This is a genomic window from Blastococcus sp. SYSU DS0669 (genome assembly GCF_054050895.1).
In genome coordinates this window covers 1-18,641 of the sequence record NZ_JBJHAE010000028.1, presented here as the reverse complement: position 1 = coordinate 18,641, position 18,641 = coordinate 1, and the positions used below count along the sequence as shown (strand labels likewise).

Annotated in this window: 20 protein-coding genes; 8 read left to right on the top strand and 12 right to left on the bottom strand. The window is 73.9% G+C overall.

All coding sequences use genetic code 11. From position 1 onward, the window contains the following. The first annotated feature begins 23 nt into the window (after positions 1-23). A complete protein-coding gene (locus ACI792_RS19095; protein WP_456581091.1) occupies positions 24-566 on the top strand; it encodes a hypothetical protein in 543 nt (180 codons plus the stop codon). A gap of 8 nt (positions 567-574) precedes the next feature. Here the strand turns inward: ACI792_RS19095 and ACI792_RS19090 are convergent, their stop codons facing one another. From ACI792_RS19090 to ACI792_RS19075, 4 genes are all read right to left on the bottom strand, one after another. Then, positions 575-1,966, bottom strand: a complete 1,392-nt coding sequence (locus ACI792_RS19090; protein ID WP_456603983.1) for a M23 family metallopeptidase — start codon at positions 1,964-1,966, stop codon at positions 575-577. Between the two features lie 172 nt (positions 1,967-2,138). Next, positions 2,139-2,936 carry an ATP-binding cassette domain-containing protein gene (locus tag ACI792_RS19085; RefSeq protein WP_456603982.1) on the bottom strand — a complete coding sequence of 266 codons (798 nt, stop codon included), beginning with the start codon at positions 2,934-2,936 and terminating at the stop codon, positions 2,139-2,141. Then, positions 2,933-3,934 (bottom strand): ABC transporter permease, encoded by a 1,002-nt coding sequence (locus ACI792_RS19080; protein ID WP_456581088.1) that lies wholly within the window; start codon positions 3,932-3,934, stop codon positions 2,933-2,935. The genes ACI792_RS19085 and ACI792_RS19080 overlap by 4 nt, the downstream gene beginning before the upstream one ends. A 53-nt stretch (positions 3,935-3,987) precedes the next feature. Then, positions 3,988-4,995, bottom strand: coding sequence for a sugar ABC transporter substrate-binding protein (locus ACI792_RS19075; RefSeq protein ID WP_456603981.1), 1,008 nt, complete (start codon positions 4,993-4,995; stop codon positions 3,988-3,990). Between the two features lie 152 nt (positions 4,996-5,147). Between ACI792_RS19075 and ACI792_RS19070 the strand changes: the two genes are divergently transcribed. Both ACI792_RS19070 and ACI792_RS19065 read left to right on the top strand, forming a co-directional pair. Further along, positions 5,148-6,212, top strand: a complete 1,065-nt coding sequence (locus tag ACI792_RS19070; RefSeq protein ID WP_456603980.1) for a Glu/Leu/Phe/Val family dehydrogenase — start codon at positions 5,148-5,150, stop codon at positions 6,210-6,212. A gap of 194 nt (positions 6,213-6,406) precedes the next feature. Then, entirely contained in the window at positions 6,407-6,631 is a 225-nt protein-coding gene (locus ACI792_RS19065) for a DUF3073 domain-containing protein (RefSeq protein WP_456581085.1), read from the top strand. 189 nt (positions 6,632-6,820) lie between these two features. Here ACI792_RS19065 and purM read toward each other — a convergent pair whose 3' ends face one another. Both purM and purF read right to left on the bottom strand, forming a co-directional pair. Further along, positions 6,821-7,882, bottom strand: a complete 1,062-nt coding sequence (gene purM, locus ACI792_RS19060) for a phosphoribosylformylglycinamidine cyclo-ligase (RefSeq protein ID WP_456603979.1) — start codon at positions 7,880-7,882, stop codon at positions 6,821-6,823. Then, on the bottom strand, positions 7,879-9,417 hold the full coding sequence (purF, locus tag ACI792_RS19055) for an amidophosphoribosyltransferase (protein WP_456603978.1): 1,539 nt from the start codon (positions 9,415-9,417) through the stop codon (positions 7,879-7,881). The genes purM and purF overlap by 4 nt, the downstream gene beginning before the upstream one ends. Positions 9,418-9,622: 205 nt before the next feature. Here purF and ACI792_RS19050 point away from each other — a divergent pair, with 205 nt between their 5' ends. Beyond that, positions 9,623-9,967 (top strand): hypothetical protein, encoded by a 345-nt coding sequence (locus ACI792_RS19050; RefSeq protein WP_456603977.1) that lies wholly within the window; start codon positions 9,623-9,625, stop codon positions 9,965-9,967. 25 nt (positions 9,968-9,992) lie between these two features. On the opposite strand, the gene ACI792_RS19045 is transcribed toward ACI792_RS19050, so the two are convergent. Together ACI792_RS19045 and ACI792_RS19040 are read right to left on the bottom strand one after the other, a co-directional pair. After that, on the bottom strand, positions 9,993-10,601 hold the full coding sequence (locus ACI792_RS19045) for an MBL fold metallo-hydrolase (RefSeq protein ID WP_456603976.1): 609 nt from the start codon (positions 10,599-10,601) through the stop codon (positions 9,993-9,995). Further along, the gene (locus tag ACI792_RS19040) at positions 10,598-11,686 is read right to left on the bottom strand and encodes an S-(hydroxymethyl)mycothiol dehydrogenase (RefSeq protein WP_456581080.1); all 1,089 of its coding nucleotides are present in this window, start codon (positions 11,684-11,686) and stop codon (positions 10,598-10,600) included. Before ACI792_RS19040 ends, ACI792_RS19045 begins: the two co-directional genes overlap by 4 nt. A 208-nt stretch (positions 11,687-11,894) precedes the next feature. Here ACI792_RS19040 and ACI792_RS19035 point away from each other — a divergent pair, with 208 nt between their 5' ends. Next, positions 11,895-13,313: an OFA family MFS transporter gene (locus ACI792_RS19035; protein WP_456603975.1), complete on the top strand. Its 1,419-nt coding sequence runs from the start codon at positions 11,895-11,897 to the stop codon at positions 13,311-13,313. Next, positions 13,310-13,456 carry an MFS transporter small subunit gene (locus ACI792_RS19030; RefSeq protein ID WP_456603974.1) on the top strand — a complete coding sequence of 49 codons (147 nt, stop codon included), beginning with the start codon at positions 13,310-13,312 and terminating at the stop codon, positions 13,454-13,456. Before ACI792_RS19035 ends, ACI792_RS19030 begins: the two co-directional genes overlap by 4 nt. A 151-nt stretch (positions 13,457-13,607) precedes the next feature. On the opposite strand, the gene ACI792_RS19025 is transcribed toward ACI792_RS19030, so the two are convergent. The 4 genes from ACI792_RS19025 to purS are packed head-to-tail and all read right to left on the bottom strand — an operon-like array spanning position 13,608 to position 17,251. Continuing rightward, positions 13,608-13,991 carry a sterol carrier family protein gene (locus ACI792_RS19025; RefSeq protein WP_456581077.1) on the bottom strand — a complete coding sequence of 128 codons (384 nt, stop codon included), beginning with the start codon at positions 13,989-13,991 and terminating at the stop codon, positions 13,608-13,610. Beyond that, complete coding sequence (purL, locus tag ACI792_RS19020) at positions 13,991-16,336, bottom strand: phosphoribosylformylglycinamidine synthase subunit PurL (RefSeq protein WP_456603973.1); 2,346 nt, start codon at positions 16,334-16,336, stop codon at positions 13,991-13,993. The genes ACI792_RS19025 and purL overlap by 1 nt, the downstream gene beginning before the upstream one ends. After that, a complete protein-coding gene (purQ, locus tag ACI792_RS19015; RefSeq protein ID WP_456603972.1) occupies positions 16,333-17,004 on the bottom strand; it encodes a phosphoribosylformylglycinamidine synthase subunit PurQ in 672 nt (223 codons plus the stop codon). Before purQ ends, purL begins: the two co-directional genes overlap by 4 nt. Positions 17,005-17,011: 7 nt before the next feature. Further along, positions 17,012-17,251, bottom strand: a complete 240-nt coding sequence (purS, locus tag ACI792_RS19010; RefSeq protein ID WP_456581074.1) for a phosphoribosylformylglycinamidine synthase subunit PurS — start codon at positions 17,249-17,251, stop codon at positions 17,012-17,014. 165 nt (positions 17,252-17,416) lie between these two features. On the opposite strand from purS, the gene ACI792_RS19005 reads away from it, so the two are divergent. Both ACI792_RS19005 and ACI792_RS19000 read left to right on the top strand, forming a co-directional pair. Then, positions 17,417-17,899 carry a hypothetical protein gene (locus tag ACI792_RS19005; RefSeq protein WP_456603971.1) on the top strand — a complete coding sequence of 161 codons (483 nt, stop codon included), beginning with the start codon at positions 17,417-17,419 and terminating at the stop codon, positions 17,897-17,899. Positions 17,900-18,071: 172 nt separating this feature from the next. Then, complete coding sequence (locus tag ACI792_RS19000; RefSeq protein WP_456603970.1) at positions 18,072-18,539, top strand: hypothetical protein; 468 nt, start codon at positions 18,072-18,074, stop codon at positions 18,537-18,539. Positions 18,540-18,641 lie beyond the last annotated feature (102 nt).

Below are 18,641 nucleotides of genomic sequence, written 5' to 3'. Positions count from 1 at the left end.
CAGCCGGCCGCTAGCCTCGGTCCATGCGCCGCACCCTGCTCCGGTCCGCACTCCTGCCCGCCGCGACCGCCCTCGTCCTGCTCACCGGCTGCGGGGGCTCCGACGGCGAGGACAGCACCCCGTCGGGCGCGACCTCCGCCGCCGAGGAGACGTCTGCCGCCGAGACCTCCGCACCCGAGACCTCGGCCCCCGGGAGCGGCGACGCCGCGAACAGCGAGTTCTGCACGGAGGCGACCGACATCGTCGAGCGGCTCACCGGCAGCGCCACGGCCGGGAACCCCGCCGACCTGCCCCAGACCTTCCGGGACGCGGCGCAGGAGATCCGCGCCCTCGAGGCGCCCGAGGAGCTCGCCGCGGACTGGAACGCGCTGGCCGACGGCGTCGATCAGATCGCGACGACCCTGCAGGACATCGACCCCGCCGACCCGAACGCGCTGGCCACCCTCCAGGAGCGGCTCGCCCCGCTGCAGCAGCAGCTGGGCCAGTCCTCCTCGAACGTGGAGCAGTACCTGGTCGAGGAGTGCGGGCTGGGCCTGCCCACCGAGGAGAGCGCCCCGACCAGCTGAGCGAACCCTCAGCCGCCGCAGCCGCCGACGAAGACGCCGCGGGCGTTGAGCCACGGCACGGGGTCCACGTGCCCGCCGTGCATCCGCCCGCTGGGGTGGACCTCGAAGTGCAGATGGGGGCCGGTGGACTGCCCGCGGTTGCCCACCTCGGCGATCCGCTCACCGGCCGACACCCGCTCCCCGGCGGACACGAAGTACCGGTTGACGTGGCCGTAGACGGTGACCGCGCCGTCGTCGCCCTCGATGTAGACGGCGTAGCCGAAGCCGGTGGCGGTGCCGGCGCGCCGGACGACGCCGCTGGTGACGGCGTACACCGGCGTCCCGATCGGGGCGGCGATGTCCACGCCCCCGTGCAGGGCGCCCCAGCGCCAGCCGTAGCAGCTGGAGACCCGGCCCGACGTCGGATTGACGTAGCCGGATCCGCTGACCGCGCCGCCGCCACCGCCGCCGCTGCTGTCGCCACCGCTGCTGCCGCCGCCACCACCGGCGTTCGCCCGGTTGCGGGCCTCCTCCGCCGCGGCCTCGGCCTCGCGGGCGGCGCGCTCGGCCGCCTCCCTGGCCGCGGCCTCCTCGGCCGCCTTCTGCGCGGCCCACTGCTCGTAGGCGTTGCGCGCGCCCTGCAGCTCGAGGAGGTGGATCTGGGCCGCCTGCAGCTGCTGCTCGTACTCCGCCTTCTGCGCCTCGACCTGCGCGTACGCCGCCTGCTGGGTGGCCAGCTGGGCGTCGGCCGCCAGCTTGGCCGCCTCCGCGCTGTCCTCCGCGGCGGCCCGCTGGTCGCGGGTGGCCCGCGCCGTCGACTCGGCGTTGGCCTGCCGCACCCGTGCGATCTCGAACTGGCCCAGGACGTCGAGCTGGTTGGCGGCGACGTAGTCGAGCATCGCGGCGCGCTGGATGAGCTCGCCGGGCCCCTCGGAGTCCAGCAGGGCTGCCGAGCTGGTCAGGCTCCCGCCGTTCATGTAGCTGTCGCGGGAGAAGGCCGCGATCCGCTTCTCCGCCGCGACGACCGCCTCGTCGGCGGCCCGCAGCTCGGCGGCCGCGCGCTCCGCGGCCTCCTGGGCAAGCTGCAGCTCCTCCACCGCCGCCTCGTAGGCGGTGCCGGCGGCCTCGGCCAGGACGCCGACGCGCTCGAGCTCGGCCTCGGCGGTGGCCACGAGGGCACGGATCCGGCCCACCTCCGCGGCGGCCGCGTCCTGCTGGCTCCGCGCCGCACCGATCTGGCCGTCGGTGGGGTTGGGCGGGGGCGCCGGCACGGCCAGCGCGGGCGGGGCACCGAACACCAGCGCGGCCCCGGCGACGGCCCCGATCAGGGCCGTGCGCAGCGGGCGGGGAGAGCGGCCCGCGACGGGGCGGCGACGGCCGGCCCGCGGAGTCGCCGGTCCGGTCGGACGGCGCTGGGACATGTGCTCGCTCCCTGGGGAAGAGGGTGGGCGGTGTGGCCCGCGAACGGTCCCACTGTCACCGGGAGTCACAAAGGCAACACGCGGTGGCGGTGCCGCGCCGACTTCAGAACGCTCGGTCACCGCCCTGCGGCGGTCGGCATGTCGACACGCCCCGCCCGCCGACCGCCTCGCGTCAGCCGGCCGGGCGCTCCAGCTCGTGCGACAGCGCCTCCAGCTCCGCGCCGCCGGCCATCAGCCGGGTCAGCTCCTCACGGCTGATGTCGGCCTTGGCGAACTCCCCCATGCTGCGCCCCCGGTTGAGCACCAGGAAGCGGTCGCCGACCGGGTGGGCGTGGTGCGGGTTGTGCGTGATCAGCACGACGCCGACGCCCCGGTCACGGGCCTGGGCGACGTAGCGCAGGACGACCCCCGCCTGCTTGACCCCCAGCGCCGAGGTCGGCTCGTCGAGGATGAGCACCCGCGCCCCGAAGTGCACCGCCCGCGCGATCGCCACGGACTGCCGCTCCCCACCGGAGAGCGTGCCCACCGGCTGGTCGGGGTCGCGGATGTCGATCCCCATCGCCGCGAGCTCCCGCCGGGTGGTCTCCTTGGCCTGCCCCACGTCGAAGCGGCGGAAGGGGCCCCACCCGCGGGTGGGCTCGGCGCCCAGGAAGAAGTTCCGCCAGATCGACATGAGCGGGATCATCGCGAGGTCCTGGTAGACGGTGGCGATGCCCGCGTCGAGCGCCTCCCGGGGCGAGCCGAAGGCCACGGGCCGGCCGTCGAGCAGGACCGCACCGCGGTCGGCCCGGTGCACCCCCGAGAGGACCTTGATCAGGGTCGACTTCCCGGCGCCGTTGTCGCCCAGGACGCAGGTGACCTCGCCGGCGCGCACGGTGGCGTCGATCCCCTCGAGCGCGATGACCGAGCCGTAGTCCTTGCCGACGTCGCGCAGCTCGAGCAGCGGCGGGGTGCCGCCCGGGGCAGTCATCGTCGCGCCGCCTCGGCGTAGCGCCGCACCAGGCGGTTGGCCAGCACGGCGAGGAGCAGCATCGCCCCGAGGAAGAAGTAGAACCAGTCGGCGTCCCAGCGCAGGTACGGGATGCCCAGCAGCGTCATCCCGAAGATCAGCGCACCGAGGGCGGCGCCGACCGCCGAGCCGAACCCGCCGGTGAGCAGGCACCCGCCGATGACCGCCGCCACGATGAAGATGAGCTCCTGCCCGATGCCGGTGTTCGCCTGCACCGACGTCAGGCGCACCGCGAGCGTCGTCCCGACGAACCACGCCGCGCCCGCCGTCGTCATGAACAGCGTGATCGTGGTGCGGCGGGCGGGCACGCCGACGTTGCGGGCGGCCACCTCGTCACCGCCGGTGGCGAACACCCAGTTGCCGAAGCGGGTGCGCAGCAGCACCCAGCTGGCCAGCGCCGTGAACAGCAGCCACCAGAGGACCGCCACCCGCACCTCGGCACCGAGGATCTGCACGCGCGAGGCGAAGACCCACTCGGCGCCGGCGTACCCCGGCGCGTCGTCGACTCCCCCGACGGTGACCGTGTCGGTGAAGAGCTTGGTCAGCCCCAGGTTCAGCCCCTGCAGCATCAGGAACGTGCCGAGCGTGATGATGAAGCTCGGCAGCCCGGTGCGGGTGACCAGCCACCCGTTGGCGAAGCCGATCGCCAGGGCCAGCACGAGCGCGACGCCGATGGCGACCCAGATGTTCTGGCCGAACTCGGTGGCGACGATGCCCACGGTGAGCGCCGTCGTCCCCGTCATCACCCCGGCGGAGAGGTCGAAGTGCCCGCCGATCATGAGCAGCGCGACCGCCACCGCCATGATCCCCAGCGTCGAGGCCGGGTCCAGCCAGTTGGCGATCCCCCGCGGGGAGCGGAAGGTCTCGGACTGGACGGCGAAGAAGGTGAAGACGACGACGGCGCCGACCAGCGCGCCGAGCTCCGGCTTCACCAGCAGCCGGCGCAGCGGCCCGGGCACGCTCAGCCGCTCGTCGGCCCGCTCCCCGGCCGGGGCGGGCGCCTGCCGGGTGCTCAGCGGGTGCCCTCCGCGGCCAGGTCGGCGATCGCGTCGACGTTCTCGGCGTCCACGAATCCCGGGCCGGTGAGGACCGCCTGCCCGCCACCGACGGTGTTCAGGTTCTCCGCGTAGAGCTTGAGCATCACGACGGGCAGGTAGCCCTGCTCGTACTGCTGCTGGTCGACGGCGAAGGCGATCTCGCCCGCCTGGATGCCGCTGATCACGTCCTCGTTCAGGTCGAACGTCGCGACCCGGGCGTCGGAGCCGGCGTCCGCGGCCGCCTCCACGGCGACGGGCGCCAGCGCGGAGTTCAGCGTCAGCACCGAGTCGAGGCCCGGGTCGGTCTGCAGCTGGGAGGCGATCGTCGACTGGGCGCCGGTGAGGTCGTTGATGTCGACCTGGACGACGGAGAACGCCTCCGCCGATCCCCCGGCCTCCGCGAAGCCCTGCGCGGCGCCCGAGCAGCGCTGGTCCAGCCCGATGTTGCCGGCCTCGTGGACGACGCAGAGCACGCCCGTGGCGCCCTCCTCGGCCAGCCGCCGGCCCGCGCCCTGGCCCGCGACCACCTCGTCCTGGCCCACGTGCCCGATGGCGCCGAACTCCGCCGACCGGTCCCCGCCGGAGTTGATGGTGACCACGGGGATCCCGGCGTCGGCCGCCGCCTCGATCGAGTCCTGCAGCGCATCGGGGTTGGCCATCGAGACGACGATGCCGTCCACGCCCTGGTTGACCGCGGCGTCGATGAGCTGCGCCTGCCGCTGCGGGTCGCCGTCGCTCTGGTAGTCCACGTCGATGCCGAGGTCCTCCCCCGCCGCCACGGCACCGTTCTGCACGACGTCCCAGAACGCGTCGCCGGCCGAGCCGTGCGTGACGACCGAGAAGGTGAGGTCGCCGCCGTCCCCGCCGCCCGAGGCCTCCCCGCCGCCGCCACCGCCGCCACCGCCGCCGCCGTCCGTGGTGCACGAGGCGAGGAGCAGGGGTGCTGCCACGGCGAGTGCCAGCAGTCGCTTCGGTGCGGCCATCGGGGTTCCTCCTGTGCTCGCGGGGCGCGGGCCCGCGCATCCGGTCCGTCCAGGATCATGCCCCGCCCGCTCGCGGGCGACGTCGCCGGAGGCCCCGCGCCGCGTGGTCCGGCGCCGTCCGGTCGGCGGGCGGGCAGCCTAGGCTCGGCGTCGTGGACGTGCTGGCATCCGGTCATGAGCAGGTCGTCTTCTGCAGCGATCCCCGGTCGGGGCTGCGGGCGATCATCGCTATCCACTCCACGGCCCTCGGGCCGGCGCTCGGCGGGACGCGGTTCTACCCCTACCCCGACGAGGACGCGGCGGTGGCCGACGTGCTGCGGCTCTCGGCCGCCATGTCCTACAAGAACAGCCTGGCGGGCCTGGACCTCGGCGGCGGCAAGGCCGTGATCATCGGCGATCCGCGCACCGACAAGACCGAGGCGCTGCTGCGGGCCTACGGACGGTTCGTCGAGTCCCTCGGCGGGCGCTACCTCACCGCCTGCGACGTCGGCACGTACAACGCCGACCTCGACGTGGTGGGCCGGGAGACGCGGTACGCGCACGGCCGCTCGGAGGCCTACGGCGGGTGCGGGGACTCCTCCGTGCTCACCGCCTACGGCGTGTTCGAGGGCATGCGGGCCGCGGCCCAGCACTGCTGGGGGACGCCGAAGCTCTCCGGCCGCACCGTGGCCGTCGCCGGTGTGGGCAAGGTCGGGTCGTGGCTGGTGGACCACCTGGTCCAGGACGGCGCCGACGTGGTGGTCACCGACGTCGACCCGGGGGCCGTCGAGCGGGTGCGGACGCGCCACCCCCAGGTGCGCGCGGTCGCCGACACCGCGGCCCTCGTGCGCACGCCCCACGACGTCTACGCCCCCTGCGCGCTCGGCGGGGCCCTCGACGCGGAGACGGTGGAGGCGCTGCCCGGCCGCATCGTCTGCGGCGGCGCGAACAACCAGCTGGCCGACCCGGGGGCGGCCGAGCGGCTGCGCGCCCGCGGCGTCCTCTACGCGCCCGACTTCCTGGTCAACGCCGGCGGCGTCATCCAGGTCGAGGACGAGCGCCACGGGTTCTCGTTCGACCGGGCGCGGGCCAAGGCCTCGGGCATCTTCGACGTCGCGCTGCGGGTCTTCGCGCTGGCCGATGCCGAGGGCGTCTCCCCCGCCGTCGCCGCCGACCGCCTGGCCCAGGAGCGCATCGACTCGGTCGGCCGGCTGGCCACGATCCGGCTCCCGGGCTGAAAAAGGTCCCCGTCCTCCCCACCCCCCGCACGCTCGGGGCGGCGCCCTGGACGGGGCCGCGGGAGGGGTGTGTGCCCATGGCCGATCCGTGTCGTAATGTTGTCCGAGACATAGTCACTCAGTCGGGGTCGCCACGCGGGCCGCATCAGCCGCTTGGCTGGTCCACCGCACTCCGTAACGAGGGGGTCGAGCCGATGGGGCGCGGCCGAGCGAAGGCCAAGCAGACACGCGTGGCCCGTGAGCTCAAGTACAGCTCACCCAACACCGACCTCACCGCGCTCCAGCGCGAGCTGGCCGGTTCGTCGTCGACCTACACCGCGCCCAGCGCGGCGGACGACGACGACGAGGACGAGGACGACGAGTACGCCGACCGCTGGGCGGACGACGACTCGGACGACGACTGGGCGGCCAGCCGCTGACCGGCGGCTCGACGACCTGACCCGTCCGACCCCACGACACCGCGGCCCCTCGGGGCAGCGGTGTCGTGGCGTTGGCGTCGGCAAGCCAGGTCGTCCGGCCCGCTCGCGTCGGCGAGGGCACGCCGGAGCCGCCGCCGTCCCCCTCCCGAGGCTCGCTCCGAGCCTGCGCGGGATGAGGAGGGGCCTTCCTCAGCGGTAGTCGCCGACGAGCTCCGCCCCCGGTGCGCCACCGGCCTGCTCCCGCACGGTGCCGGCGATCCATGCCGGCACGCCGCGGCCGGTGAGCAGCGCGACGGCGGCGTCCGCCTGCTCCGGTGCGACCGACGCCACCATCCCGACACCGCAGTTGAAGGCGCGCTCGCTCTCCGCGCGCGGCACGCCGTGCTCCTCCATGAGGCGGACCGCCGCCGGCAGGGCCCACGTACCGCGGTCGAGGACCGCCCGCAGCCCCGGCGGCACCACGCGCGCGGTGTTGCCGGCCAACCCGCCGCCGGTGATGTGCGCGTAGGCGTGGACCGCCCCGACGCCGAGCTCCTCGACCAGCGCCAGGCAGTCGCGGGCGTAGATGCGGGTCGGCTCGAGGAGCTCGTCGCCCAGCGGCCGGTCCAGCCCCGCGGGGGTGGCGGTGAGGTCCAGGCCGGCGGCGGAGACCACGCGCCGCACCAGGGAGTAGCCGTTGGAGTGGAAGCCGGACGACGCCATGGCGATCACCGCGTCGCCGGCGCGCACCCGCTCCGGGCCCAGCACGGCGTCGGCCTCCACGACGCCGACCGCGGTGGCGGCGAGGTCGTACTCGTCGGCGTCCATGAGGTCGCCGTGCTCGGCGGTCTCGCCGCCGACCAGGGCGGCGCCGGCCTGGGTGCAGCCGGTCGCGATGCCGGTGACGATCGCCGCGATCCGTTCGGGCACGACCTTGCCGCAGGCCACGTAGTCCTGGAGGAACAACGGCTCGGCGCCGCAGGCCACCAGGTCGTCGACGACCATCGCGACCAGGTCGATGCCGACGGTGTCGTGCCGGTCCAGCCGCCGGGCCAGGGCGATCTTCGTCCCGACGCCGTCGGTGGAGGAGGCCAGCAGCGGCCGCCGGTACTTCTGCACGTCCAGGGCGAAGAGCCCTGCGAACCCGCCGAGCCCGCCGACGACCTCGGGCCGGTTGGTCTGCTCGACGGCGGCCTTCATCAGGGCGACCGCGCGCTCGCCGGCGTCGATGTCCACGCCGGAGGCGGCGTAGGTGAACTCCGGTGCGCTCACGGCCGCCTCAGGGCGTCCTCGGCGCCGCCGGGCAGCACGGCGCTGCCGGCCTGCTGCCCGGTCCAGCCGCTGACCGCGCGCTGGCCGATGCCCTCGAGCACGTGCTTGCCCAGCACCTCCGGCGTCCCCAGGTCGATCGGGTACTCGCCGGTGAAGCAGGCGGTGCACAGCCGGTTGACCGGCTGCTCGGTGGCCGCGATCAGCCCCTGCTCGGAGACGTAGCCGAGCGAGTCGGCGTTGATGGAGGCGCGCACGCCGTCGATGTCGAGGCCGTTGGCGATGAGCTCCGCCCGGCTGGCGAAGTCGATGCCGTAGAAGCACGGCCACTTCACCGGCGGCGAGGAGATGCGCACGTGCACCTCGAGCGCGCCGGCCTCGCGCAGCATGCGGATCAGCGCGCGCTGCGTGTTCCCGCGCACGATCGAGTCGTCGACGACGACCAGCCGCTTGCCGCGGATGACGTCGCGCAGCGGGTTGAGCTTGAGCCGGATGCCCAGCTGCCGGATGGTCTGGCTGGGCTGGATGAACGTGCGCCCGACGTAGGAGTTCTTGACCAGCCCCAACCCGTACGGGATGCCGCTGGCCTCGGCGTACCCCACCGCGGCCGGGGTGCCGGACTCGGGGACCGGGATGACCAGGTCGGCGTCGGCCGGGTGCTCCTTGGCCAGCCGCCGGCCGATCTCCACCCGGGCGGCGTGCACGCCCCGGCCGGAGATGGTCGTGTCGGGCCGCGCCAGGTAGACGTACTCGAAGACGCAGCCCTTGGGCTGGGCCGCCGCGAAGTGCTGGCTGCGCAGGCCGTTCTCGTCGATGGCGATCAGCTCACCGGGCTCGACCTCGCGGACCACGGAGGCGCCGACGATGTCCAGCGCCGCGGTCTCGCTGGCCACGACCCAGCCCCGCTCCAGCCGGCCCAGCACCAGCGGGCGGACGCCCTGGGGGTCGCGGGCGGCGTAGAGCGTGTCCTCGTCCATGAAGGTGATGGAGAAGGCCCCGCGCAGCTGCGGCAGCACCTCCATCGCGGCCGCCTCGACCGAGATGTCCTGGTACGAGGCGATCAGCGCCGTGACCAGGTCGGAGTCGGTGGTCGCGGCGAAGGCGCCGGGCACGCCGGCGTCGGCGGCCTTGCTGGCCAGCTCGGAGGTGTTCACCAGGTTCCCGTTGTGGCAGAGCGCCAGCCCGGTGCCGGAGTCCGTGGTGCGAAAGGTCGGCTGGGCGTTCTCCCACGTGGAGGAGCCGGTGGTGGAGTACCGGGTGTGCCCGACGGCGAGGTGCCCGCGCAGGCTGCCCAGGGTGGCCTCGTCGAAGACCTGGCTGACCAGCCCGAGGTCCTTGTAGACGACGACCGAGGCGCCGTCGGAGACCGCGATGCCGGCCGCCTCCTGCCCGCGGTGCTGGAGGGCGTACAGGCCGAAATAGGTCAGCTTCGCGACCTCCTCACCCGGCGCCCAGACACCGAAGACGCCACAGGCGTCCTGGGGGCCGGGGAACTGGGGATCGAGGTCGTGCGTCAGCCGTCCATCACCACGGGGCACCGGTCGAGCGTACCGGCGTGGGCGCCCCCGCCGGCGCCGAGGCGGGAGAGCGCACCGCCGGCGCGCGTGTCCCCCCGGATCGCGGGCGCGGTCCGGGGCGAGGAACCTCGGCCCGGTGCGGCACGTTGACGTCTGACCCGCCCACTCACGGCCCGGCCGGTCCGCGCCGGACGACGTGCCCGGGACGAGCGACAGGAGACATGGGATGGCGAGCAACGGGCCCGATCCGCGCGAGTTCCTCGACATGGCGCAGCGGATGCTGCGCCAGCTCTTCGAGGAGCCGCGCCGCGACGACCAGACGTGGGCCGACGTGACGCGCGAGGCCGCGCGGCGCCGCCCCGAGCCCAGCGCCGAGGAGCAGCGGGAGAACCTGACGTTCGCGCTCGCGACGCGCGCGGTCGAGGCGCTCGAGGACCTCGCACTCAACGTCGCGGCGATCCGCCAGCGCCTCGAGCGCACGAGCCCGGAGCCGCCGGACCGCCCGGCGCGGCACGACGATCCGCCCGGGCAGGACCAACCGCCGGGGCAGGACCAACCGCCGGGGCGGTGACCGGATCGGATCGAGGGGACACCCCTCAGCGGACGTTGCTCAGCTCCGCCGCGATCGTCGTGTCCTCGCCGTGCCCGGTCCGCACCACCGTGTCCCCGTGCAGGCTGAGCAGCTGCGCCCGGATCGAGTTCACGATCGTCGGGTGGTCGCTGAACGACCGCCCGGTCGCCCCGGGGCCCCCGCAGAAGAGCGTGTCGCCGGTGAAGACGGTGCGCAGGTCGGCCGCGTGCAGGCAGGTGCTGCCCGGCGAGTGACCCGGGGTGTGCAGCGCGACCAGCCGGGTGCCGGCGACGTCGAACCGGGTCCCCGCCCGCAGGTCCTCGTCCGGCGCGGTGCCCGGGTGGGTCATGTCCCAGAGCATGCGGTCGTCGCTGTTGAACCAGATCGGCGCGCCGGTGGCCTCGCGCAGGGCGGGGGCGGCGGTGATGTGGTCGTTGTGCCCGTGGGTGAGCACGATGGCGGTCACCCGGCGCTCCCCGATCGCCGCGAGGATCGGCGCCGGGTCGTGCGGGGCGTCGATGACGAGCACCTCGTCGTCGTCCCCGACGAGCCAGACGTTGTTCTCGACGTCGAAGTCCTGCCCGTCGAGGGAGAAGACCCCGGGGACGACGACCTTCTCGACGCGGGCGCTCACTTGAGCACCACCACGCTGCGCAGCACCTCGCCGCGGTGCATCTTGTGGAACGCCTCCTCGACGTCGTCCAGGCCGATCGTCTCGGAGACGAAGGCGTCGAGGTCGAAGCGCCCCTGCAGGTACAGGTCGACCAGCATCGGGAAGTCACGGCTGGGCAGGCAGTCGCCGTACCAGGAGCTCTTGATCGCCCCGCCCCGGCCGAACACCTCGATGGCGGGCAGCGTGATCTCCATCCCCGGCGTCGGGACGCCGACCATGACGACCCGGCCGGCGAGGTCACGGGCGTAGAACGCCTGCTCGAACACCGCCGGGTGCCCGACCGCGTCGATGGCGACGTCGACGCCGAACCCGCCGGTGAACCCCTTGATCGCCTCGACCGGGTCGGTCTCCTTCGAGTTGACCGTGTGGGTGGCGCCGAACCCGCGGGCCCACTCCAGCTTCCGGTCGTCGATGTCGACGGCGATGATCGTCGTCGCGCCGGCGAGCTTCGCCCCGGCGACGGCGGCGTCCCCGACCCCGCCGCAGCCGAACACGGCGACGGTCTCGCCGCGCTGGACGCCGCCGGTGTTGATCGCCGCGCCGACGCCGGCCATGACGCCGCAGCCGAGCAGCCCGGCAGCGGTCGGTGGGGCGGCCGGGTCGACCTTGGTGCACTGCCCGGAGTGGACGAGCGTCTTCTCCGCGAAGGCCCCGATGCCCAGAGCCGGGGAGAGCTCGGTGCCGTCGGCCAGGGTCATCTTCTGGGCGGCGTTGTGCGTGTTGAAGCAGTACTGCAGCTGGCCCTTGCGGCAGGCGCGGCACTCCCCGCAGACCGCCCGCCAGTTGAGGACGACGTAGTCACCGACGGCGACGTTCGTGACGCCCTCGCCCACGGCCGCGACGACCCCGGCCGCCTCGTGGCCGAGGAGGAACGGGAAGTCGTCGTTGATGCCGCCCTCCCGGTAGTGCAGGTCGGTGTGGCAGACCCCGCAGGCCTGCACGTCCACGACCGCCTCACCAGGGCCGGGATCGGGGACCACGATCGTCTCCACCGTGACCGGCTGTCCCTTGCCCCGGGCCACCACGCCTCGCACCTCGTAAGCCATGCCCGGCAGACTAAGGGGGCCGCCACGGCCCGGCTCGGCCGCTTCCACTGTGCGGGCGCACGGTCACGCACGGATCACGGCACGCATGTTGCGCGCGCACTCTCAGGGCGGACAACGTACGGTGCCACCCGATAGCGACCCATATCACAGGGCGCGTCCCGGTCGCGGCCAACCGGCCGTACCGGTCCCGTCCCCGGAGGTTGTCCCCGTGGCAGTACCGAGCTTCCTGGCACGCGAGCGCATCGTCGCCCGGCCAGGATTCAACCGCTGGCTGATCCCGCCGGCAGCTCTGGCCGTGCACCTGAGCATCGGCCAGGCATACGCGACCAGTGTCTACAAGGTCGCCCTCGTCGAGCACTTCGACACGGGTCTCACCCAGATCGGGATCATCTTCTCGATCGCCATCGTGATGCTCGGCCTCTCCGCCGCCGTCTTCGGCACCTGGGTCGACAAGAACGGCCCCCGCGCCGCCATGTTCACCTCGGCCGTCTTCTGGGTGAGCGGCTTCCTGGTCGGCTCGCTGGGCATCTACACCGAGCAGCTGTGGCTGCTCTACCTCGGCTACGGCTTCCTCGGCGGCATCGGCCTGGGCATCGGCTACATCTCGCCGGTCTCCACGCTGATCAAGTGGTTCCCCGACCGCCCGGGCCTGGCCACCGGCATGGCGATCATGGGCTTCGGCGGTGGCGCGCTCATCGCCTCCCCGCTGTCGCGCCAGCTGATGAACTGGTACGACCCGAACTACGACCCGGCCGTCGCGGGCACCGTGCCCAGCGGCAACGCCGTCGCGGGGCTGTTCCTCACCCTGGGTCTGATCTACCTGGTCTTCATGATGTTCGGCGCCTTCATCATCCGGGTGCCGGCCGCGGACTGGCGGCCCGACGGCTTCGACCCGTCGACCGTCAAGGCCAAGTCCCTGGTCACGACCGAGAACGTCTCCGCGAACAACGCGATCAAGACGCCGCAGTTCTGGCTGCTGTGGACGGTGCTGTTCTGCAACGTGACCGCCGGCATCGGCATCCTCGAGCAGGCCGCGCCGATGATCCAGGACTTCTTCCGCGAGGGCGACACCTCCACCGTCCTGGCCGCCACCGCAGCCGGCTTCGTCGGTCTGCTGTCGCTGTTCAACATGGCCGGCCGGTTCGTGTGGTCCTCCACCTCGGACTACATCGGGCGCAAGCCGATCTACATGGTGTACCTGGGCGTCGGCCTGATCCTCTACGTCCTGCTGGCCACCATCGGCAGCACGGCGACGTGGATCTTCGTGCTCCTCGCCGCGGTCATCATCAGCTTCTACGGCGGTGGCTTCGCGACGGTGCCCGCGTACCTGCGCGACCTGTTCGGCACCTACCAGGTGGGCGCCATCCACGGCCGGCTGCTGACCGCCTGGGCGGCCGCCGGCATCGTCGGCCCGCTGATCATCAACGGCGTCCTGGACGCCCGCGGGACGCCGGGTCAGCTCGTCGCCGGTGACTACCGGCCCGCCCTGTTCATCATGGTCGGGCTGCTGGCCGTCGGCTTCGTCGCCAACCTGCTGATCAAGCCGGTGTCGGACAAGTACTTCGAGCCCAAGCAGACCGACATCCCCACCACGGCCGCCGAGCCCGAGAGGAGCACCGTCCGATGAGCACCCCCGCGTCCCAGACCGGCGAGCAGCCGACCACGCACACCCCCGTCGGCCTCATCGCCTTCGCGTGGGCCCTGGTGGGCGTCCCGCTGGCGTACGGCCTGTACAACACGATCAAGGCGGCCAGCGCGCTCTTCGGCTGAGCCACCCGAGCACGGCACTGCGCCCCCGTCCGCATCCCGCGGGCGGGGGCGCAATGCTGTCCGGGCGCGGGCCGACCCGGGTCGGGCAGGGTCCAGCCGCGTGCGCCCGGGGCTCAACCCCGCGTCGTCCGGGTCGGCCCGCGACCGGCGTTCACCGGTGTCTCAGCGGGCGGAGCGGCAGCAACTGGCTCAGGTCGGCGCGGTTGCCGCTCGCGCTGACCGCACCCGCGGCGACGGCATCGGCCCAGGACAGCGCGCCCGTCGCCAGCCGCAGCCAGGTCGCGGCGTCGGTCTCGACGACGTTGGGTGGGGTGCCGCGGGTGTGCCGCGGCCCCTCGATGAACTGGACGGCGACGTGCGGCGGCACCCGCAGCTCCACCGAGCGGCCCGGCACCTGCTGGGCCAGCCAGCGCGCGCTGGTCTTCACCGCCGCCCCCAGCACCGCCCGCGGCGGCTGCTCGGCCTCGCCGGCCAGCCAGGCCCGCACCGGGTCGACCGCCGCCCGCAGCTCGTCGGCCGGGATGGGGGCCGGCATCAGGAGGTGGGGACGGTGCCCGCCGGAACGGTGCCGACGGCGTCCTCGGGAGCCCCGAACAGCGCCGGCAGGGTGGCGCTCCAGGTGGCCCGCAGCTCGTCCAGGGGAAGCTCGACCAGCCCGTCGACCGAGAGCACGTCACCGCCCGTCGTCCCGAGCTCGGTGACCGGCACGCCTGCCCAGCGTGCGGTCGTCTTCACGCCGCCGGGGTCGGTGGTGGTGAGGACGACGCGGCCCGTGGACTCGCTGAACAGCGCGGTGAAGGGCTCCTCGCCCAGCTCCAGGCGCGCGCCCACCCCGTGGCGCAGCGCCGACTCGGCCAGCGCCTGCGCCAGCCCGCCGTCGGCCAGGTCGTGCGCCGAGCCGACCAGGCCGGCCTTCGCCAGCGCGGCGAGCAGCTCGGCGAGCTTCCGCTCGGCCCCGAGGTCGACCACCGGCGGCCGCCCGCCGAGGTGGCCGTGCACGACCGAGGCCCAGGCCGAGCCGCCGAACTCCGGCCGCGTCTCGCCCAGGAGCAGCACCGTCTCCCCCGCCGTCCGCCAGCCGCTGCGGACCCGCGTGCGGACGTCCTCGTGCACGCCGAGCACACCGATCACCGGCGTCGGGTTGATCGCGACGTCGCCGGTCTGGTTGTAGAGGCTCACGTTGCCACCGGTGACCGGCAGGCCCAGCTCACGGCAGGCGTCGGCCAGGCCGCGGACGGCCTCGGCGAACTGCCACATCACCTCGGGGTTCTCCGGCGAGCCGAAGTTCAGGCAGTTGGTGACCGCCAGGGGCTTCGCGCCGGAGACCGCGACGTTGCGGTAGGCCTCGGCCAGGTTGAGCTGCGCGCCGGTGTAGGGGTCCAGGCGGGCGTAGCGGCCGTTGCCGTCGAGGGAGAGCGCGATGCCGCGGTGGCTCTCCTCGTCGATGCGCACGACGCCGGCGTCGTCGGGCTGCGCCAGCACGGTGTTGCCGCGGACGTAGCGGTCGTACTGCTCGGTCACCCAGGTCTTGTCGGCGCCGTCCGGGCTGCTGACCACGGCGAGCCAGTGCGCCTGGAGCTCCTCGGGCGTGGTGGGCCGGGGCAGCCGGGCGGCGTCGTCGGCCTGCAGGGCGTCTAGGTCGGCGGGGCGGGCCATCGGCCGCTCGTACACGGGGCCCTCGTGCGCGACGGTGCGCGGCGGGACGTCGACGATCCGCTCGCCGTGCCAGTCGACGGTCAGCCGGTCGCCGTCGGTGACCTCACCGATGACCGTGGCCAGGACGTCCCACTTCGCGCAGACGGCGAGGAAGGCGTCGACCTTGCCCGGCTCGACGATCGCGCACATGCGCTCCTGCGACTCGCTCATGAGGATCTCGGCGGGCGTCAGCGTGGAGTCGCGCAGCGGGACGGCGTCGAGGTCGACGTGCATGCCGCCGGTGCCGGCGCTGGCGAGCTCCGAGGTCGCGCAGGAGAGGCCGGCGCCGCCGAGGTCCTGGATGCCGGTGACCAGGTCCTGGGCGAAGATCTCCAGGCAGGCCTCGATGAGCAGTTTCTCGGTGAACGGGTCGCCCACCTGCACGCTGGGGCGCTTGGCCGGCCCCTCGGCGTCGAACGTCTCGCTGGCCAGCACGCTGACGCCACCGATTCCGTCACCGCCGGTGCGGGCGCCGAACAGGATCACCTTGTTGCCGGCGCCCTCGGCCTTGGCCAGCCGGACGTCCTCGTGCTTCATGACGCCCACGCAGAGCGCGTTGACCAGCGGGTTGCCGGCGTAGCAGTCGTCGAAGAGGACCTCGCCGCCGATGTTGGGCAGCCCCAGGCAGTTGCCGTAGCCCCCGACGCCGGCGACGACGCCGGGCAGCACGCGGGCGGTGTCGGGCGCGTCGGCACGGCCGAACCGCAGCGAGTCCATGACCGCGACCGGGCGCGCGCCCATCGTGAGGATGTCGCGCACGATGCCGCCCACGCCGGTGGCCGCCCCCTGGTAGGGCTCGACGTAGCTCGGGTGGTTGTGGCTCTCGACCTTGAAGGTCACCGCGTAGCCGTCCCCGACGTCGACGACGCCGGCGTTCTCGCCGATGCCGACCAGCAGCGCGTCGCTGGGCGGCAGGTCGCCGAACTGCCGCAGGTGCACCTTGGAGCTCTTGTAGGAGCAGTGCTCGCTCCACATGACCGAGTACATCGCCAGCTCCGCCGTCGTGGGGCGGCGGCCGAGGATGTCCTTGATCCGGTCGTACTCGTCGGCCTTGAGCCCGAGCTCGGCGAAGGGCTGCTCGTCGCCCGGCGTGCGTGCGGCGAGGTCGACGGTGTCGAGCCGGTTCTGCAGCCGGCCCGGGCCGGTGTCGAGGTCGGAGAGGCCCGCGGTTGCTGACTCGCTCACGCTGCGACGACCGCCTTCAGGACGCTGGTGAAGAAGCCGAGCCCGTCGGTCGACGGCCCGGTGAGGTCCTCGATCGCGTGCTCGGGGTGCGGCATGAGCCCCACGACGCGACCGTTCTCGCTGGTGACGCCGGCGATCTCGCGGCTGGAGCCGTTCGGGTTGCCGCCCTCGTAGCGGAACACCACCCGGCCCTCGCCCTCGAGCCGGTCGAGGTCGGCGTCGGCGGCCACGTAGCGGCCCTCGCCGTTCTTGACCGGGATGACGATGCGCTGGCCGACCGCGTAGTCCTGCGTCCACGCGGTGTCGGCGCGCTCGACGACCAGCACCTGGTCGCGGTTGCGGAAGTGCAGGTGGCTGTTGCGGGTCAGCGCCCCGGGCAGCAGCCCCGCCTCGCAGAGCACCTGGAAGCCGTTGCAGATGCCGAGCACCGGCAGGCCGCCGTGAGCCGCGGCCACGACGTCCTGCATCAGCGGCGAGCGGGCGGCGATGGCGCCGGCGCGCAGGTAGTCGCCGTAGGAGAAGCCGCCCGGCAGGACGACGGCGTCGACGTCCTTCAGGTCGTGGTCGGCGTGCCAGAGGGCGACCGGCTCACCACCGGCGAGCCGCACCGCGCGCGCGGCGTCCACGTCGTCCAGGGAGCCCGGGAAGGTGATGACACCGATGCGCACGGTTCGCTCAGTCCTTGGGGAGATGCAGTTCGACGTCCTCGATCACCGGGTTGGCCAGCAACGTCTCGGCGATCTGCTCCAGCTCGGCCTCGTCGGGTGTCCCGTCGACCTCGAGGACGAAGTGCTTGCCCTGGCGGACGCTCCTCACGGAGTCGTGGCCGAGGCGGCCGAGCGCACCCAGGACCGCCTGCCCCTGGGGGTCGCTGATCTCCGGCTTCAGGACGACGTCGACGATCACCCGTGGCACGCCGACGAGGGTACCGGGCGCCGGGGTGTGACCGTGGTCTCCACCGGGGCGGCGCTGGTTCACGCGTTCGGGGGAATCCGTTCCGAATCCCTCAGGCCAGCGCCCGGAGCTGACGACGGGGATGGCACGGCCGGAACGCCTCCGGCCCGACCCCGAGGAGGACCCGTGAACCTGGTGGCCCGCGCCGGCACCGTGATCGCCCAGGTCCTCGCCGTCGTGCTCCTCTCCGGCGGGGCGGCCATGGCCGCCTGGATCGCCGACCCCGCCGCGGCGGACCGCCCCCGGGTCACCGTCACTCACGGAGCCCCCGCCGGCGCCCTCTACCCCGAGCCGGCGACCGGTTACCCGTCGCCCGCGGTGGGGGCCGTCTCGGCGACCGCGAGCAACCTCGGCACCGCCGCGGTCCGGCTGACCACCGCCACCCTGGGCCGGGTGGAGGTCACTCCGGCGGCGGGACGGACCTGCGCGCCCGGCAGCATCGTGCCGGTGAGCAGCGGGCCGGTGACGCTCGACCAGCCGGTGGACCTGCGCCCGGGGGCCACCGGGGTGCCGGTGGTGCTGCCCGGAGCGGTGCGCATGCTCCCCACGGCCGAGCCGGGTTGCCAGGGGGCCCTCGTCACCGTGGCGGTCACCCTGGCCGGCACGTGACGCCGGCCGCCGCGGCGCGGAACAGGGCACCGGGACCCACGGACGGTCGTCCGGGGGCCCCGAAAGGGTGATCCCAGCCCTCCGCCCCTTCCGGAACCGGTGCGTCCTCCCCTACTCAATGTCGTGACGCAGCGCACGTGCTGCATCACAACAGGCAATGACTGGGGGTCCCATGAACACCAAGCGGAGGCGCATCGGCGTCCTCGCCATCCTCTTCCTGGCGCTGCTGGGCGGGAGCGCGGCGGTGGCGTCCTGGCTGGTGGACGGCACGGGTCCGGGTTCCGCGAAGGCGGCCACCGTCGCGGAGCTGGGCGTGTCCGCCGGCACGCCGACGGCGTCGCTCTACCCGGGAGCCACCGGGGACCTCGCCGCCCGGGTCAGCAACCCGAACCCGTTCCCGGTGATGCTCACCGGGGCCACCTTCGGCGCGGTCACCGTGACGCCGGTCGACGGCCGGACGTGCACCGCCGCCGACGTGGCGGTGTCCGGCCCGGTCAGCCTCTCCGGGATCACGCTGCCGGCCAATTCCGGGACCGATGTCACCGTCCCGGGCGCGCTCACCATGCTGACGACGGCCGCCGACGGCTGCCAGGGCGCGACCTTCACCGTCGAGGTCACCCTGTCCGGCGCATCGGCCTGACCCCCCGCGGGGGGGGGGGGGCGCGCGCGCGCGGGCGGCCCCGGCGCGGGCGGGGGCTGGAGGGGGCGGGTGCTGCGCGGGGGGCGGGGGGCGCGAGGGGGT